The 16799-nt window shown below is 69.3% G+C and carries 17 protein-coding genes and 1 riboswitch; of the genes, 9 read left to right on the top strand and 8 right to left on the bottom strand.

Annotated features, from left to right (window positions below):
- Positions 1-115: 115 nt before the first annotated feature.
- Both CAL11_RS04880 and CAL11_RS04885 read left to right on the top strand, forming a co-directional pair.
- On the top strand, positions 116-1084 hold the full coding sequence (locus CAL11_RS04880; RefSeq protein WP_068927828.1) for a threo-3-hydroxy-L-aspartate ammonia-lyase: 969 nt from the start codon (positions 116-118) through the stop codon (positions 1082-1084).
- A 75-nt stretch (positions 1085-1159) separates the two neighbouring features.
- On the top strand, positions 1160-2071 hold the full coding sequence (locus tag CAL11_RS04885) for a complex I NDUFA9 subunit family protein (RefSeq protein WP_086092311.1): 912 nt from the start codon (positions 1160-1162) through the stop codon (positions 2069-2071).
- Positions 2072-2089: 18 nt separating this feature from the next.
- On the opposite strand, the gene ruvA is transcribed toward CAL11_RS04885, so the two are convergent.
- The 6 genes from ruvA to CAL11_RS04915 form a co-directional block, all read right to left on the bottom strand.
- The gene (gene ruvA, locus CAL11_RS04890; RefSeq protein WP_086092312.1) at positions 2090-2662 is read right to left on the bottom strand and encodes a Holliday junction branch migration protein RuvA; all 573 of its coding nucleotides are present in this window, start codon (positions 2660-2662) and stop codon (positions 2090-2092) included.
- Positions 2663-2742: 80 nt separating this feature from the next.
- On the bottom strand, positions 2743-3291 hold the full coding sequence (ruvC, locus tag CAL11_RS04895; protein WP_086092313.1) for a crossover junction endodeoxyribonuclease RuvC: 549 nt from the start codon (positions 3289-3291) through the stop codon (positions 2743-2745).
- Entirely contained in the window at positions 3291-4880 is a 1590-nt protein-coding gene (purH, locus tag CAL11_RS04900; protein ID WP_086092314.1) for a bifunctional phosphoribosylaminoimidazolecarboxamide formyltransferase/IMP cyclohydrolase, read from the bottom strand. The genes ruvC and purH overlap by 1 nt, the downstream gene beginning before the upstream one ends.
- Before the next feature lie 69 nt (positions 4881-4949).
- Positions 4950-5189, bottom strand: a complete 240-nt coding sequence (locus CAL11_RS04905) for a helix-turn-helix domain-containing protein (RefSeq protein ID WP_003814221.1) — start codon at positions 5187-5189, stop codon at positions 4950-4952.
- Positions 5190-5229: 40 nt separating this feature from the next.
- The gene (dusB, locus tag CAL11_RS04910) at positions 5230-6255 is read right to left on the bottom strand and encodes a tRNA dihydrouridine synthase DusB (protein WP_033461230.1); all 1026 of its coding nucleotides are present in this window, start codon (positions 6253-6255) and stop codon (positions 5230-5232) included.
- A 65-nt stretch (positions 6256-6320) separates the two neighbouring features.
- On the bottom strand, positions 6321-7502 hold the full coding sequence (locus tag CAL11_RS04915) for a UbiH/UbiF/VisC/COQ6 family ubiquinone biosynthesis hydroxylase (RefSeq protein WP_086092315.1): 1182 nt from the start codon (positions 7500-7502) through the stop codon (positions 6321-6323).
- A gap of 96 nt (positions 7503-7598) precedes the next feature.
- On the opposite strand from CAL11_RS04915, the gene CAL11_RS04920 reads away from it, so the two are divergent.
- On the top strand, positions 7599-8051 hold the full coding sequence (locus tag CAL11_RS04920; RefSeq protein WP_033461228.1) for a TM2 domain-containing protein: 453 nt from the start codon (positions 7599-7601) through the stop codon (positions 8049-8051).
- A gap of 9 nt (positions 8052-8060) precedes the next feature.
- Here the strand turns inward: CAL11_RS04920 and CAL11_RS04925 are convergent, their stop codons facing one another.
- Entirely contained in the window at positions 8061-9401 is a 1341-nt protein-coding gene (locus CAL11_RS04925) for an aminopeptidase P N-terminal domain-containing protein (RefSeq protein WP_086092316.1), read from the bottom strand.
- A 79-nt stretch (positions 9402-9480) separates the two neighbouring features.
- A riboswitch (yybP-ykoY riboswitch) is annotated at positions 9481-9632 on the top strand.
- A gap of 87 nt (positions 9633-9719) precedes the next feature.
- Between CAL11_RS04925 and CAL11_RS04930 the strand changes: the two genes are divergently transcribed.
- The 4 genes from CAL11_RS04930 to CAL11_RS04945 all read left to right on the top strand — a co-directional run bounded on the left by CAL11_RS04930 (position 9720) and on the right by CAL11_RS04945 (position 13768).
- A complete protein-coding gene (locus CAL11_RS04930) occupies positions 9720-10727 on the top strand; it encodes a sodium:calcium antiporter (protein ID WP_033461224.1) in 1008 nt (335 codons plus the stop codon).
- Between the two features lie 381 nt (positions 10728-11108).
- Positions 11109-11468: a hypothetical protein gene (locus CAL11_RS04935; protein WP_033461223.1), complete on the top strand. Its 360-nt coding sequence runs from the start codon at positions 11109-11111 to the stop codon at positions 11466-11468.
- Between the two features lie 242 nt (positions 11469-11710).
- Positions 11711-12805 (top strand): porin, encoded by a 1095-nt coding sequence (locus CAL11_RS04940; protein WP_086092317.1) that lies wholly within the window; start codon positions 11711-11713, stop codon positions 12803-12805.
- An 81-nt stretch (positions 12806-12886) separates the two neighbouring features.
- Positions 12887-13768 (top strand): cytochrome c oxidase assembly protein, encoded by an 882-nt coding sequence (locus CAL11_RS04945; protein ID WP_086092318.1) that lies wholly within the window; start codon positions 12887-12889, stop codon positions 13766-13768.
- Positions 13769-13789: 21 nt separating this feature from the next.
- Here CAL11_RS04945 and galU read toward each other — a convergent pair whose 3' ends face one another.
- Positions 13790-14629, bottom strand: coding sequence for a UTP--glucose-1-phosphate uridylyltransferase GalU (gene galU, locus CAL11_RS04950; RefSeq protein WP_003814203.1), 840 nt, complete (start codon positions 14627-14629; stop codon positions 13790-13792).
- A 77-nt stretch (positions 14630-14706) separates the two neighbouring features.
- Between galU and CAL11_RS04955 the strand changes: the two genes are divergently transcribed.
- A complete protein-coding gene (locus tag CAL11_RS04955) occupies positions 14707-16224 on the top strand; it encodes a M48 family metalloprotease (RefSeq protein WP_086092319.1) in 1518 nt (505 codons plus the stop codon).
- Between the two features lie 11 nt (positions 16225-16235).
- Positions 16236-16799 (top strand): GNAT family N-acetyltransferase, encoded by a 564-nt coding sequence (locus CAL11_RS04960; RefSeq protein ID WP_086092320.1) that lies wholly within the window; start codon positions 16236-16238, stop codon positions 16797-16799.

Here is a 16799-nt window from a genome sequence, read left to right on the forward strand (position 1 = left end):
GGATCTGGGCGTACGCGAAAGGCATCGTACACCACCCGGGCAAGCCTTGCGCCCGCTGGGCGGCGGCGATAGCGATATGATGCGGCAATCGCAGTCCGCCCATCGAGGATTCCCCATGCAGCCCCAATTGCCCACCTATGCCGATGTCGAACAGGCCGCCGCCACGCTGGCTGGCGTGGCGCATCGCACCCCCGTGCTGACCTCGGCCACCGCCGACGCCATCGCCGGCGCGCAGGTCTTTTTCAAGTGCGAGAACTTCCAGCGCATGGGGGCGTTCAAGTTCCGCGGCGGCTACAACGCCATCGCCCGCCTGACGCCCGAGCAGCGTCGCGCCGGCGTGGTGACATTTTCGTCGGGCAACCACGCCCAGGCCATCGCCCTGGCCTCGCGCCTGCAGGGCGTGCAGGCCACCATCATCATGCCGCGGGACGCGCCGGCGGCCAAGCGCGCGGCCACCGAGGGCTACGGTGGCCGGATCGTCACCTACGACCGCTACAGCGAGGATCGCGAGGCCATCGCGCGCCGGCTGCAGGCAGAAACCGGCGCCACGCTGATCCCGCCCTACGACCACGCCGACGTGATCGCCGGGCAGGGGACCGCGGCCAAGGAGCTGTTCGACGAGGTCGGCGAGCTCGATTACCTGTTCGTCTGCCTGGGCGGGGGCGGCCTGCTGTCGGGCTCGGCCCTGGCGGCGCGGGCCCTCAGCCCGGCCTGCCGCGTCTACGGCGTCGAGCCCGAGGCCGGCAACGACGGCCAGCAATCCTTGCGCAAGGGCGAGATCGTCACCATCGCCGCGCCCAAGTCGATTGCCGACGGTGCGGTCACGACACACCTCGGCCTGCTGACTTTCGCCGTCATCCGGCAGCATGTGGCGGACATCCTGACCGTCAGCGATGCCGAACTGGTGCAAAGCATGCGGTTCTTCGCCGAGCGCATGAAAATGGTGGTCGAGCCCACCGGCTGCCTGGCCGCCACCGCCGCGTTGCGCAAACGCGTCCCCGCGGCGGCCGGCAAGCGCGTCGGCGTCATCATCAGCGGCGGCAACGTCGACCTGCCGGCCTACGCGCGCCTGCTGGCCGACTGAGGGCGCGCCCTTGCGGGCGCGACCGGGGCAGGGCAGAATGGGCCGGTCGACAATGATGCAACAGGGGGCTGCGCGATGCGTATCCTTGTCATCGGCGGAACCGGCTTCATCGGCCGTCATCTGGTTGCGCGCCTGGCCGCGCAGGAGCACAAGGTCCTGGTGCCGACGCGCCGCTACAACAAGGGGCGGGACCTGCAGGTGCTGCCCACGGTCACCCTGATCGAAGCGGACGTGCACGACGACGCCGAGCTGGACCGGCTCATGCACCGGTGCGACGCGGTCGTCAACCTGGTGGGCGTGCTGCATGGCGGCCGCGGCCGTCCCTACGGCGCCGGCTTCGCCCGCGCGCACGTGCTGCTGCCGGAGCGCATTGCCCAGGCCTGCGTGCGCAACGGCGTGGCGCGCATGCTGCACGTCAGCGCGCTGGGCGCCGATAGCGGCGGCCCCAGCATGTACCTGCGCTCCAAGGGCGACGGCGAGGCCGCCATCCAGCGCGTGTTCGGCGCCACGGGCGGCTGGACGCTGTTCCGGCCGTCGGTGGTGTTCGGCCCCGACGACAACTTCACCCGGATGTTCGCGCGGCTGGCGCGGCTGTTTCCCGTCCTGCCGCTGGCCGGCGCGCGTTCGCGCATGCAGCCGGTCTATGTAGGCGACGTGGCCGACGCCATGATGGCGGCGCTGGCCAACGGCCATACGGCCGGCAAGATCTACGAACTGTGCGGCCCGCAGGTCTACACCCTGGGTGAAATCGTGCGCTTGTGCGCGCTCTGGAGCGGCCATCCGCGGCCGGTATGCGAAATGCCCATGGCGTTGGGCCGGATCCAGGCGCTGTTGTTCGAGTGCCTGCCGGGCGACCCGCTGGTCTCGCGCGACAATCTCGATTCGCTGACACGCGACAACGTGGCCAGCGGCGCGGCGTCCTCGGGGCTGGCCGCGCCGCCCGCCGCGCTGGAGGCGGTCGCGCCGGCCTACCTGGCGCGGCGCTAGGGGCGCTGCCCGCCGGCCCTAGCGGACCAGCGCCTTGAGCGCCAGGCGGATGCCTTCCGACACCTCCACTCCCTCGGGCAGCTTCTTGAGCGCCGCCTGGGATTCCTTGTCGGAGTAGCCCAGCGCCAGCAGCGCGTTGAGGATATCGCTCTGGTGACCGCTGGCCGCGTGCGGGGTGGCGCCGATGTCCGCGCCCAGCTTGCCGCGCATCTCCAGCAGCAGGCGCTCCGCGGTCTTCTTGCCGATGCCCGGCACGCGCGTGAGACGCCCGGTTTCCTGCAGCGTGATGGCCTGCGACAGCTCGGCCACCGAAAGCCCCGACAGGACCGCCAGCGCGGTGCGCGCGCCGATGCCCGTCACCTTGATCAGTTCGCGGAACGTGCTGCGCTCTGCGCTGCTGCCAAACCCGTACAGCAGTTGCGCATCCTCGCGCACCACCAGGTGGGTGAACAGGGTGACCCGCGCGCCGGTCTCGGGCAGCGCGTACAGGGTGCTCATGGGGACATCGATTTCATAGCCCACGCCGTTGACGTCGACACAGACGACGGGAGGCGACTTCTCGATGAGGGTTCCGGTAATGCGTCCGATCATGGGGTGACAGGCCAGGATGAGGGCGCCGCCACGGCGGCGGCGTTTGCCCGCATTCTATACGCAGCGCCGCCGCGACGCGTTCAGCTCACCAGGCGGCCGTTGCGCAGGCGCGGGCGGCTGCCCAGTTGCGCGGCCGTACCCAGGCGGTCCAGCCTGTCGTGCAGCGGGCCGACGTGGGCATGGCAAATGGCGCAGGCCAGGGCGTCGGCCGAGTCGGGCGCGGGCGTGCCGTCCAGCGACAGCAGGCGCTGCACCATCATCTGCACCTGTTCCTTGGCCGCGCGGCCGGTGCCCACGACAGCCTTCTTGATCTGCAGCGCGGTGTACTCGTGCACATCCAGCGCGCTGTCGGCCAGCGCGCACAGGGCCGCGCCGCGCGCCTGCCCCAGCAGCAGCGTCGAGGCCGGGTTGGTGTTGAGAAAGACGATTTCCAGCGCGGCCACGTCGGGCCGCGTCTCGCGCGCGACTTCGCGCAGGTTGTCGAGGATGACCTTCAGGCGTTCGGGCAGCGACAGCGCCGGCGGAACCACGATGGTCCCGCTGGCGACGTAGCGCAGGCGCATGCCCTCGGCATCGATGACGCCAAAGCCGGTACGGCGCAGGCCGGGGTCGATGCCGAGTACGCGCATCAGTGGCGGAAGTGGCGCGTGCCGGTCAGGACCATGGCGATGCCATGCTCGTCCGCCGCCGCGATCACTTCGTCGTCGCGCACGCTGCCGCCGGGCTGGATGACGCAGGTCGCGCCCGCGGCCACCACCACATCCAGGCCGTCGCGGAAGGGGAAGAAGGCATCCGAGGCGACCGCCGAACCGCGCAGGGTCAGGCCGGCGTTCTCGGCCTTGATCGAGGCGATGCGGGCCGAGTCGATGCGGCTCATCTGGCCGGCGCCCACGCCCAGCGTCATGCCGCCGCCCACGAACACGATGGCGTTGGACTTGACGTATTTGGCGACCTTCCAGGCGAACGCCAGGTCGTTCATTTCCTGCTCGGTGGGCTGGCGCTTGCTGACCACTTTCAGCGCGTCGCGCGGCACGTTGTAGGCGTCCGGGCTCTGCACCAGCCAGCCGCCGCCCACGCGCTTGACGTCGAAGGCGTTCTGGCCCGGGCCGGCCGGCACTTCCAGCACGCGCACGTTCTTCTTGGCCGCCAGGATGGCCAGCGCCGCGCCGTCGTACGCGGGGGCCAGCAGCACTTCCAGGAACTGGCCGCTGACCGCTTCGGCGGTGGCGGCGTCGACCGGGCGGTTGAAGGCGATGATGCCGCCGAAGGCCGAGGTCGGGTCGGTCTTGAACGCCTGCTGGTAGGCGTGCAGCGCGCTGTCGCCGATCGCCACGCCGCACGGGTTGGCGTGCTTGACGATGACGCAGGCGGTGCTGTCGAAGCTGCGCACGCATTCCCAGGCCGCGTCCGCGTCGGCGATGTTGTTGTACGACAGCTCCTTGCCCTGCAGCTGGCGATAGTTGCCCAGCAGGCCGGCCGGACGCTGCGCGTCGACGTAGAACGCGGCGGTCTGGTGCGGATTCTCGCCGTAGCGCAGTGCCTGCTCCTGGCGCACCTGGATGGTCAGGGTGCCGGGCCATTCGTTGCGCGCGGGCACCGCGTCCTGGGCCGGCGCGGCTTCGGCCAGGCTGGTCAGGTAGGCGGCGATGGCGCCGTCGTACGCGGCGGTGTGGCTGTAGACCTTGGCCGCCAGCTGCAGGCGCAGCGCGTACGAGGTGCTGCCGCACTGGTCCATCTCGGCCAGCACGCGCGAGTAGTCGGCCGGATCGATCACGACCGTCACCCCGCCGGCGTCGGTGCCGTGGTTCTTGGCGGCGGCGCGCAGCATGGCCGGACCGCCGATGTCGATGTTCTCGATGGCGTCGGCGAAGGTGCAGTCGGGCTTGGCCACGGTTTCGCGAAACGGATACAGGTTGACCACCAGCATGTCGATGCGATCGATGCCGCAGGCGGCGATCGTATCCATGTGCTCGGCGCTGTCGCGCCGCGCCAGCAGGCCGCCGTGGATCTTGGGATGCAGCGTCTTGACGCGGCCTTCCAGGATTTCCGGCGAACCGGTGTGCTGGGCGACCTCGGTGACGGCCAGGCCGGCTTCGGAGAGCAGGCGGGCGGTTCCTCCGGTCGACAGCAGGCGCACGCCGCGGGCGGCCAGGGCGCGGGCGAATTCGACGATGCCGGTCTTGTCGGACACCGAGAGCAGGGCGGTTTCGATTTTCATGTCAGCAGGCAGGTGGGGCGCCGCCGTCGCGGGCGAGCAGGGCGCGGGATATGGGAAAAGGGCGATGTTCTACGGCTGGATGTTGTGCGCCAGCAGCTTCTTGCGCAGGGTGTTGCGCGTGATGCCGAGCATTTCCGATGCCCGCGACTGGTTGCCGCCGGAACGTTCCAGGGCCACTTCGAGGACCGGGCGCTCCACGCAGCGCATCACCATGTCCCACATGTCGTGGGGCTCGGAGTCGCCCAAGTCTTCGAAATAGCGCTCCAGGCTGGCGCGCACGCATTCTTCCAGGACATCTTTCTTGCTCATTTTGAGTGCAGAGTGTTTTTATGTTGGTGGTGACTGGCGGTCATGCCGCCAGCAGGGGTTGCGCCACAAAGGCCTGCTGGTCGCGGCCTTCGCGCAAAATGGTGTCGAACCAGTCGGCCACCGCGCGCCATTGCTCGCGCGTGTTGTCGATCTGGTTCATGCGGGCGCAGAACGCGGCCGCGCCCGGCAGGTCGTCCAGGTACCAGCCGATATGCTTGCGCGCCGTGCGTACGCCGGTGTGCTCGCCATAGAAGCGGTAGTGGTCGTCCAGGTGTTCGAGCAGCAGGTCGCGCATCTCGCCGTAAGACGGCGGCGCCAGCCTGGCGCCGGTGCGCAGGTAATGGTCGATCTCCCGGAATATCCAGGGACGCCCCTGCGCGGCCCGGCCGATCATGACGGCGTCGGCGCCAGTGTAATCCAGGACCTGGCGCGCTTTCTCGGGCGAATCGATATCGCCGTTGGCGATGACGGGAATCTTCAGTTCGGCCTTGACGGCCCGTATCGTGTCGTACTCGGCCTGTCCGGTGTACAGGTCGGCGCGGGTGCGGCCATGCAGGGTCAGGGCGGCGATGCCCGCCTGTTCGGCCAGCCGGCCCACCCGCAAGGCGTTGCGATGCTCGCGGTCCCAGCCGGTGCGGGTCTTGAGCGTCACCGGCACGCCCAGCGGCGCGCAGGCGGCCACCACGGCCTCCAGGATGCGGGCGATCAGGTCTTCGTGGCGCAGCAGCGCCGAGCCCGACGCCACGTTGCACACCTTCTTCACCGGGCAGCCCATGTTGATGTCGATGATGCGGGCGCCCCTGGCGACATTGAAGGCGGCGGCTTCTGCCATCATCGTGGGGTCAGCGCCGGCGATCTGCACCGAAATGGGGTCTATCTCGCCTTCATGGTTCAAGCGGCGCGAGGTCTTGACGCTGTCCCACAGCCGCGGGTTGCTGGCGGCCATTTCCGAGACGGCATAGCCCGCCCCCAGCCGCTTGCAGAGCTGGCGGTAGGGACGATCCGTCACCCCGGCCATGGGGGCGACCAGAACGTTGTTGGGAAGGGACCAAGGGCCGATGCGCATGCGCACATTTTAACCGCCTTGCGTCCATCCCCATTTTTCCGGGTCGCGCGGCCCCTGTTCCAGGGTCAGACCCTGAGGCCTTGCAACAGGTGGCGAGCCAGCGGCGCGCGCAATGGCGCGGCGATATCCAGCCCCAGCAAGGCCAGTCCGCAGGCGTGTTCGACCGGGGCCAGGCCGGTGGCGAAAATGCGCGGCATCAGGTCGGTCAGGCCGGCGGTCACCCAGCGATCGGCCAGCCGGGTGCGGGCAAAGGCGGCCAGCAGGGGGGATGGGTCGGCCTGCGGGGCGGCCAGCCAATCGGGCAGGGCGTGGGCCAATTGCGCGGCGTCGCGCAGCCCCAGGTTGAGGCCCTGGCCGGCTACCGGGTGCAGGGTCTGGGCGGCGTTGCCTATCGTGGCGAGGCGGCCGTGCGCCTGCGCGTGGCGCGCCTTGAGCTCCAGCGGGAAAACGTGGCGCGGCGCCGCGCTGCGCAGGCGTCCCAGCCGGGTGCCGAACGCCTCGGTCAGTTCGCGCGAGAACGCGTCGTCGTCCAGGCCGGCCAGCCGCTGGGCGCGCGGCGGCGCGCAACACCATACGACCGAGTAGGCATCCGGCGTCTGCGGGTGCGGCAGCATGGCCAGCGGGCCTTCGTTGGTAAAGCGCTCCCAGGCCCAGCCGGGCCGCGGCAGCGTGGCGTGGGCGCTGGTCAATACCGCGTGCTGGGCATAGTCGCGCCGCACGTCGCTGCCCCCGGCGCCATCGCACTGGACGGCCAGCCGGCAATGCAGCGCGGCGTCGCCCTGGCGCACCGTCAGGCCCTCGGCGTCCTGGCCGTCGACGCGGGCGGGCGGGCCGGACAACACCGTGACGCCGCAGTCCTGCACCGCCTGTTCCAGTTGCGCATGCAGGGCCGCGTAGGCGACCACGTTGCCCAGTTGCGGCACGTCGAAGTCCTCGCGGTCGATGACCGTGCGGCCGAGGCGGCCGCGCTGCGAAACGTGGATATGGCGGATCTCGGCGGCATGGGCCGGCCAGGCGCGCAGCGATTCGAGCAGCACCCGGCTGCCGTGGTTCAGCGCCAGCACGCGCGGGTCGGCGGCCGGGCCGACCGTGCCCGCCGGCGTCGGAGGCAGGCCCGCGCCGCCCTGCAGCAGGGCAATGCGCCGCGGCTGCGGCGTCAGGCGCGCCAGCAGCAGGGCCAGCACGCGGCCGACCGGGCCGGCGCCCAGGATGGCGATGTCGTAGGCGGGCAGAGTCATGCAGCGCATTCTACCCGTTCCCCATGGGGCTTCCCTTGGCCGCGCCAGCCCCTAAAATGCCCGTGTCCGGCACGCGCCGCTTTCCCGATTTCCTCACAGTCCGACATGACGCAGGCACACCTTTCCGTTCCCGGCGCCGCCCGCCGGCCGCGCAGCAAGATCGTCCTGGGCCTGCTGGCCTGCGCATTGGGATGGATCGGCGCGCACTGGTGGTATTTGGGGCGCCGCCGCGCCTGGATGGTCACCCTGGCGGCCATCCTGTGCCTGGCGGCGACCCGGTGGTTTCCGGTCTGGTACGACAATCCGGCGTTCTTCCTGCTGTTCATTCCCATGATCGACGGGTTCATCGAAGGGGTGGTGTTCAGCCTCATGCCCGACGAGAAATTCGATCGCCTCTACAACCCCGGGCTCGGGCAAGTCTCGCGCACCGGCTGGGGGCCGGTGCTGGTGGCGATATTCGGGGTGCTGGTGGGCGCCATTGCGTCGATGTTCGCCGTCGCGATGGTCGTGGTCTACACCTGGATCGCCATGGGCTGGCTCGACGGCTACGTGTTCTAGGCCGCGCGGCTATTCGCGCATCAGGGCTTCGATCTCGCGCGCCTGCACCGGCACGCCGCGGGTGATGAGTTCGCAGCCTTCCTCGGTGACCAGGGCGTCGTCCTCGATCCGGATGCCGATATCCCAGAAGCGGGCCGGCACGTCGTCGGCGGCGCGCACATAGATGCCCGGTTCCACCGTCAGCATCATGCCCGGCTCGAGCAGGCGCCACGGGCGCTGCGCGCCGGCCGGTCCGGCGCCGCGGTAATCGCCCACGTCATGCACGTCCAGGCCCAGCCAGTGCCCGGTGCGATGCATGTAGAAGCGGCTGTACGCGCCCGATTCCAGCACGCCGTCCAGCGACCCCGTCAGCAGCTTTTCGTCCAGCATGCCCTGGGCCAGCACGCGTACCGCCGCTTCGTGCCCGTCGTTCCAGCTGCGGCCCGGGCCGGTGGCTGCCACCGCCGCCTCCTGGGCCTGCGCCACCAGGTCGTACAGCGCGCGCTGCGGCCCGCTGAACCGGCCGTTGACCGGGAAAGTGCGGGTGATGTCGGCGGCGTAGCTGTCGTATTCGCAGCCGGCGTCGATCAGTACCAGGTCGCCGTCGCGCAGCTCGGCGTCGCCGGCGGGATAGTGCAGCACACAGGCATTGGCGCCGGCGGCAACGATGCTGTTGTACGCCACCGATTGCGCGCCCTGGCGGCGGAATTCGTACAGCAGCTCGGCTTCCAGCTCATACTCGCGCATGCCGGGGCGGGCCGCGCGCATCGCGCGCTGGTGCGCGGCGGCCGAAATCTTGGCGGCGCGGCGCATGGCGGCGATCTCGGCGGCGTCCTTGACCAGCCGCATGCCGGCCAGCACGGGGGCGGGGTCGCGCAGCACGGCCGGCGCCAGGCGGCCGCCGCGGCCCTGTTCGCGCGCCGCGGCCAGCCAGCCGCGCACCCGTTCGTCGAGCGCCGTGCTGGCGGCCAAGGGCGTCCACAGGGCGGGCTGGTCCAGCAGCAGGGCGGGCACCAGTTCGTCCAGCGCGCCGATTCCGTGGGCGTCGTCGAAACCGAAGCGCGCCGCGGCCGCCTCGGGGCCGAAGCGGAATCCTTCCCAGATCTCGTGCTCGGGATGCTTGTCGCGGCAGAACAGCAGGGCGCGATCGGTGGCGCCGGCGACCAGCACCAGCCAGGCCTCGGGCTCGGTGAACCCGCTCAGGTAGAAGAAGTCGCTGTCGTGCCGGTACGGGTACTCGGCGTCGCGATTGCGCGGGGCCTGTGGCGCGGTGGGCAGGATGGCGATGCCGCCGCCCGCGGCGCGCATGTGATCCATCAGGCGCTGGCGGCGCGCGGCAAACGGGGCGATGTCGTCGGGAGGCAGGCTCATTGCGTGGCGCGCTCGGGTGCAAGGCCTTTTACTTTACCGCGCCGGCGCGCCGGCCTGGCAAATTGCCTGCTACAATCCGCGCACTGTCATTGGGGAGTAGCCATCTCTATCCCCGGATCCGCCTCCGAACAGGGGCCGGTTCCAGAGAGTCAGCGTCAACACACTTGGTGGTCTCGTACCCCATGGCGCTGACGGCCTGCATGCACGGATCATCCGCGCGCGCAGCAGCCCGGCGAGACCTTTGGCCGCGATGCGTTCACCCTGCCGGGCGAGCCGCGTCGTCGTGCCATCGGGATCTGCTCGTCCGGCTGCGTCATCATGTTCATCACCCTGCTGCTGTTCTTCCTTTCGGCCGCGATCATCTATTTCGCGTGCGAATTCTTCGTCAATGGCGTCGAATGGGTAGGCCACCGCTTCAACCTCGGGGCCACCGCGACCGGCACCGTCCTGGCGGCCTTCGGCACGGCGCTGCCGGAAAGCGCCGTCACGTTCATGGCCGTGGTGTTCGGCACCACGCCCGAGCAGAAGGACATCGGCGTGGGCGCCGCGATGGGCGGGCCGCTGGTGCTGGCGACGCTGGCCTATGCCGTGGTGGGACTGACGCTGGCGCGCACGCGCCGCGCCGGCTCCAGCAAGGTCGAGGCCGCCATCAACGCCGACCAGCGGCGCCTGGCGCGCGACCAGGCCTGGTTCATGGGCGTGTTCGTGTTCAAGGTGGCGCTGGGCCTGCTGGCGTTCGCCTGGAAGCCCTGGCTGGGCTTGCTGTTCCTGGCCGTCTACGGGCTGTACGTCAAGCGCGAACTGACGCGCGAGGAAGAGTGCCTGGACTGCGAAGACCTCGAACCGCTCAAGCTGCGTCCGCGCGACCCCAGCCCCAGCCTGTTCTGGGCCTGTACGCAGACGCTGCTGGCGCTGGCCGTGATCGCGCTGGCGTCGCACGTGTTCGTGCGCCAGATCGAGCTGCTGGGCCTGGCCATGGGCGCCTCGCCGCACGTGGCGGCGCTGCTGCTTGCGCCGGTGGCCACGGAGCTGCCGGAAATCATGAACGCCCTGATCTGGGTGCGGCAAGGCAAGGAGCGCCTGGCCCTCGCCAACATTTCCGGCGCCATGATGATCCAGGCCACCATTCCCAGCGCGCTGGGCATTTTCCTGACGCCGTGGCTGCTCGACGCCCCCTTGCTGGCGGCCGGCGGCTTCACGCTGGCGGCGATCATGCTGCTGTGGCTGCGTTTCCGGCGCGCTGCCATGAGCGTGCCGGCGCTGTCGGCGGTGGGCGGCCTGTACGCGCTGTTCGCGGGATACCTGGGCTGGCATTTCTACGCCTGAGCCGGACGCTGCCGCCGTGACGGCCGTTTCAGCGCGGCGGCGGCCAAAAAGTGTTGTTTATTAGTAGAAACCCGAGTAGAATCGACCTGTTTATATCCCCTGGAGTTGTTCTGTGAATACCGATTCCGGCGACAGTAGTCGATCTTGCATCGACGCTATTGCCTGACAGGACGCAAGCAGAGCACCCATCTGCCGCATCCTGTCATGCAGGGTGCGGTATGTCCGACGCGCAGCGCGCCGGCCCTTCCCGCCAAATCCGCCAGAACCGCCGCTTGCCGCCAGCGTAAGCCCGCGCGCGTATTGTCGTGCGCCGCCTATGCTGCGTGGTTGTCGCGTGCGCGCGTATCCGCAGTCCGATTCCGCTCAGTAACGGAGGTCGACATGCGTTTCTTTGACTTGTTCCTGCGCCGCGCCGGGGTTGATCGCACCCATGCGCTCAGCCAGCGTCGCGGCACCTCCCGCCTTACCTTCGTCTGCCAGCGCGATGCGCTGGGCGCCGTGCGCAAGCAGATCTGCCTGGACTTCTCGGCCGCCGGCCTGAGCGTGGCCCAGTTCCAGGTCGACAGCGGCCGCGACGCCGGGCTGGCGTCGGCCTGCATTACCGTCAGCTGCCCGCCCGAGCTGCGCGCCGAGCTGATGTCGCAGGCGCGCCGCCTCAGCGCCAACCCGGCGGTACAGCAGCTGCGCTTCGGCGCCGCCGATCCGGCCGGCGCGCGCGCCTGTGCCGGGGCCGTGGCCTGAACGGCGCGGGCCACGCGCGCTTCCTCCCTCCCAGCCGCGCCGCGCGGCCGGCGCCACATCGGCGGCCGCGCGGCGCTTTGCTTTCATTCTTGTACCTCCGCGTGCGGTTTGGCTCCTGGACAGGTGAACGTCTGCGGGCTTTGGCATCGGACCAGTCTGTTTTTCCACTTGTCTAACCTCCGGGTACGGCGCGGCACGCTAGGCTGAGCACTGTTTTCAGTCGTGATTCGGGAGTTTCAGGCATGCGTCGTCTTCTCGTCGTGGCCGCCGTGGCGGCCGGTTCTTCCGGTGTTTTCTGGCCCGTCGCGCCAGCCAGGGCTGCCAGCCAGCTCGAGCTGTATGGCGTGGTGGACGTGGGGCTGGCCACCACGCGCGTGTCCGGGCTGGGCACGCGCCAGCAGGTGCTGGGTGGGGGGCAGACCGACAACCTCTGGGGCCTGCGCGGCACCGAGGAACTGGATGGCGGCTGGCGCGCCTCGTTCGGCCTGGAAAGCGGTTTCGACGCCGCCAACGGTACCCGCAACGACGACGCCCGGCTGTTCGACTACGGCACCTGGGTCGGCCTGGGCCACGCCGGCGTTGGCGAATTGAGCCTGGGCCGTCAGCAGTCCATCGGCCTGCAATACGGCGGCCAGCTCGAAATCGCATCGTGGCGCGACATGGGCATGGGGGCGCTGTTCAAGGCGTCCGACAACTATCGCGTCAACAACCTGGTCAACTACCTGTCGCCGGCGTTCTCCGGCTGGCAATGGGGCGTGGGCTACGCCTTCGACGTCGAAAGCGGCGCGACGCAGCGGTTCGACCGCAGCCCGGCCTTCAGCACCGGCCTCAAGTACGAGGCCGGTCCGCTGCTGGCCACCGTCACCTGGGACAAGCTCAATCTCCACGATACGTCCGCTACCGGCGGCCGCTCGCCGCAAGCCTTGCAGGCCGGTTTCACGTATGACTTCGAGGCGCTCAAGATGGCGCTTGCCTGGTCGCGCCAGCGCAACGGCTTCGTGGGCCTGAACGGTGGCGGCCAGATCGGCCTGGGCCCGGAGCCGTTCGCCCATGGCGGCGCCATCAATGCATGGCTGCTGGGCCTGGAAGTGCCCGTACAGGGCAATGGCGCATGGCTGATGCAGGGGTCCATGGCTCGCCCCGACTGGCATTGGGCCAATGGCCAGCAGGCAAGCAAGGCCTATGTCGTGACGCTGGGCTATCGCCAGGATCTTTCCGCGCGCACCAGCCTTTATGCCTATGGCGGGTATATGAAAGGCTACGATCCGGAAGACCCCTTCGCCTCCGACGTGGGCCGCGCTACGCGGTTTGGCGTGGGGATGACCCAGCGCTTTTGAGCATCCCCGGCCTTTCAGCGCATCGTCAACTACAATCAGGCGGCGAGGCTTCGCGCCTCGCCACCTGCTGGCTGTTTTCGGATGACGCGCATGGATTGGCTAGAGTGGCTCATACCTTGGGAGTTTTCGCCTACGCTGGTGGCGGCATTTGTCGTCGCCATTGTGTTGTTCGTGCGTGGGCAGCGCGTGCATCACGTGACTGCGGCACGCCAATGGCTGTTCTGGTCGGGCATGGTGCTGCTGTACCTGTCGATGCACACGCGGCTGGACTATTACGCCGAGCGCATGTTCTTCATCCACCGCGCCCAGCACTTGGTGCTGCACCATCTGGGACCCTTGCTGGTGATGGCGGCTTTTCCCGGTTTGGTGATGCGCGCCGGCCTGCCCATGGCGTGGCGCGTGCGCCTGCGCGACTTCCTGCGCACCGGCGCGGGGCGCGCGCTGGTGGCGGTGCTGACCCACAAGGTATTCGTACCCACGCTGTTCGTCTTCCTGGTGCTGGTGTGGCTGCTGCCGTCAGTCCAGTTCTATTCCATGCTCGACTGGCGCCTCTACCGATTGATGAACTGGTCCGTGGTCATCAGCGGCTTCATGTACTGGAACCTCATCCTTGATCGCCGTCCCAGTCCGCCCGCGGCCATGACGCCGGGCGGGCGCGTGCTGTCGCCGGCGCTCACCATGGCGCCGCAAATGGTGGCTGGCGCGGTCATCGCCTTTACCGAGCGCGACCTGTACCCCTTGTTCGAACTGTGCGGCCGGGCCATCGCCATGTCGGCGCAGACCGATCAGACCATAGGCGGGCTGACCATGTGGATACCGGCGGCGCTGGTCGAGGTGGTGGGCTTGCTGGTGGCGCTGGGCACCCTGATGCGCCTGTCGGGCAAGGGCCGCCTGCGGCCGCAGGACCGTGCGGCGCGGGCCCGGCAGCGGGCCGCCGGGAATCCGACCAGCCCGGCCGCCTGAGGCCAGGTTCGATAGCGGGCCTTATTCCGGAATCAGGCCGTGATATTTGCGGCCCAGGGCCACGGTGGCCTGGAACATGCCCGCCTTGCTGCCGCAGTCGTAGCGCTTGCCGTCATAGCGGTGCGCATAGACGTCGCGTTCGCGCAGCAGCGCGGCGATGCCATCCGTCAGCTGGATTTCATTACCGGCCCCGACCGTGGTGGCGCGCAGATGGTCGAAGATGGCTGCCTCCAGCACGTAGCGGCCGACGACCGCCAGGGTGGTGGGGGCTTGTTCGGGGGCGGGTTTCTCGACGATGTGGGTGACGCGCTCGGTGCGCGCATCGACTGGCTGGCTGGCCACGATACCGTATTTGCGCGTGTCTTCGCGCGGCACCTCCTGTACGCCCAGCACGCTGCCCTGGCGCGCCACCGCCACGTCGATCAGCTGCTTGAGCACCGGCGTGTCGGCATCGATCAGGTCATCGGCCAGCAGCACCGCGAAGGGTTCGTTGCCCACCGCCGGCGCGGCCGTCAGCACGGCGTGGCCCAGGCCCAGCGGCGCCGATTGCCGGATGTACAGGCAGTTCACGTGCGCCGGCAGGATATCGCGTACCAGCGCCAGCAGTTCGTGCTTGCCCTTTGCTTCCAGGTCGGTTTCCAGCTCGGGGGCGGCATCGAAATGGTCTTCGATGGCCCGCTTGTTGCGGCCCGTGACGAAGATGAGGTCGGTGATCCCCGCGGCGACGGCCTCTTCGACGGCGTACTGGATCAGGGGCTTGTCCACGACCGGCAGCATTTCCTTGGGCATGGCCTTGGTGGCGGGCAGAAAACGGGTGCCCATACCGGCCACGGGAAAGACGGCTTTGCGGACGACTTGCATGAAAACTCCAGGGGGGAAAATGCGGGAAAATTTGTCGAAGCGGCAAACTTTTTACCGCCTCTGGCTATCATAGTGCCATGAACCGCTGGAACACGATATTCTCGCCATCGCTGGGCAGGAGCGCGCTTGCCGCGGCGCTGAGCCTGGCGCTGGCCTTGCCGGTCGCGCCGGCGGTGGGGCAGCCTTCCGGCCTGCCCTCGATGGGCGCGGCGTCCGCCTCGGAGCTTTCGCCCATGCTGGAGCGCCAGCTGGGCGACGCCATCATGGCCCAGGGCCGGCGGGACCCCACCTATGTCAACGATCCCGAACTGCGCCAGTACCTGACCTCCATGGGGCGCAAGCTGGCTTCGTTCGCCCCGGGCGCCGCGCCGCACGTCGAGATGTTCGGCGTGCGCGATCCGGAAATCAACGCTTTCGCGATGCCGGGCGGGTACATCGGCGTCAATACCGGCCTCATCGTGTCCTCGGCGAGCGAATCGGAACTGGCGGCGGTGCTGGCGCACGAAATCGGCCACGTTGCCCAGCGCCATATCGCCCGGGGGATGACGCAGCAGAACCAGAACAGCATGGTGATGCTGGCCAGCCTGGCCGGCGCCTTGCTGGCGGCGCTGGCCGGCGGCGGGGGCAACCTGGCCATGGGAGTGGCCGCGTTCGGCCAGGCGGCGGCGATCAATCGCCAGCTGGGCTTCTCGCGCGATGCCGAGCGCGAAGCCGACCGCACCGGGTTGCAGATGCTTGCCAAGGCCGGCTACGACCCCGACGGCATGGCCCGGATGTTCTCGCGCCTGATGAATGCGTCGCGCCTGAACGAAGGCATGGGCGGCGGCGCATGGGCCAGCACCCACCCCTTGTCGATCGATCGGATGTCCGACGTGCAGAACCGCATTCGCGGCCTGCCGGGCTCGCGCCATGTGGACAGCGACGATTTCTGGTTTATTCGCGCCAAGATGCGGGTGGCGCAGGGCCGCGATGCGCTCAGCCTGCGCACCGCGCAGCAGCAGCTGCAGGACGAGTCGCGCGCGCTGTCGGGCGTGCGGCAGGCGGCTGCTTTCTACGGGTTGGCCTTGTACGCGTTCCAGCGCAACGACCTGGCGCAGGCGCGCACCTTCCTGGAGCAGGCGGGCGCGGGTGGCCGTTCCTCGCCCCAGATGGCCCGCCTGGCGATCGATGTCGCCGTGGCCGCCAAGGACAACGACCAGGCACTGGCGCTGGCGCAGGCCGCCGTCAAGCGCTGGCCGGATCGCAAGGCGCTGGGCATTGCCTACGCCCAGGCGCTGCAGGCCGCCGGCCGGCACGCCGACGCGCAGGCCTATTTGCGCGAGCGCGCCAAACAGTGGGGCGGCGACGAACCCAGCCTGTACCAGTTGCTTGCGCAAAGCGAAGAGCGCACCGGCCATCCGGTGGAGGCGCGCCGCAACATGGCGCGCTACTACGACCTGACCGGCGCCTATGCCTCGGCCGAGTCGCAGCTGCAGCAGGCGCGTGGCCTGTCGAATGATTTCTACGAGCAGTCGCAGATCGACGTCTCGATCCGCGAAATCAAGCAGAAGCTGGCCGACGAGCGGCAACTGCTGGAACGCTTCAAGTCGGGTTGAGGCGGGCGAGCATGGATGCCGGCCGCCCTCCGCGCCTGGATGCGCCCCTGCCGGACAGCGGCACCGACGGCCTGCGCCTGCGGCCCATCGAGATCGCCGATGCGGCGGCCTGGCATGCCTACCTGGCCCTGCCGGAAACGACGCGGCATACCAGCTGGGCGCTGCGCGGTCCGGCCGATATCGAGGCGTTGATCGCGGGCTACCTGGCGCCATCGGCCACGCCGTCGGCCACGCGCTACGCGCTGGTCGATGCGGCGTCCGGCCAGCTGGCCGGCACCCTGGGCCTGAACGAAATCTGCGCGCCGCATGCCCGCGCGGAGATCGCCTATGACCTCGATCCGCGTTGGCGGGGGCGCGGCATCGCGCGCCGGGCCTGCGCCGCCCTGACCGATTGGGCGCTGGCGCAGGGCTGGCATCGCATCCAGGCGACCGTGCTGGATACCAACCTGGCTTCGCGGCGGGTGCTGGAACGCTGCGCCTATGTCAACGAAGGCCTGCTGCGCGGCTACCGGCGCGTGCGCGGCCAGCCGCGCGATTTCTGGCTGTATGCCCGGGTAGCGGGGGACGATCGCTGA

Source organism: Bordetella genomosp. 6 (genome assembly GCF_002119705.1).
Taxonomy (GTDB): domain Bacteria; phylum Pseudomonadota; class Gammaproteobacteria; order Burkholderiales; family Burkholderiaceae_B; genus Bordetella; species Bordetella bronchiseptica_F.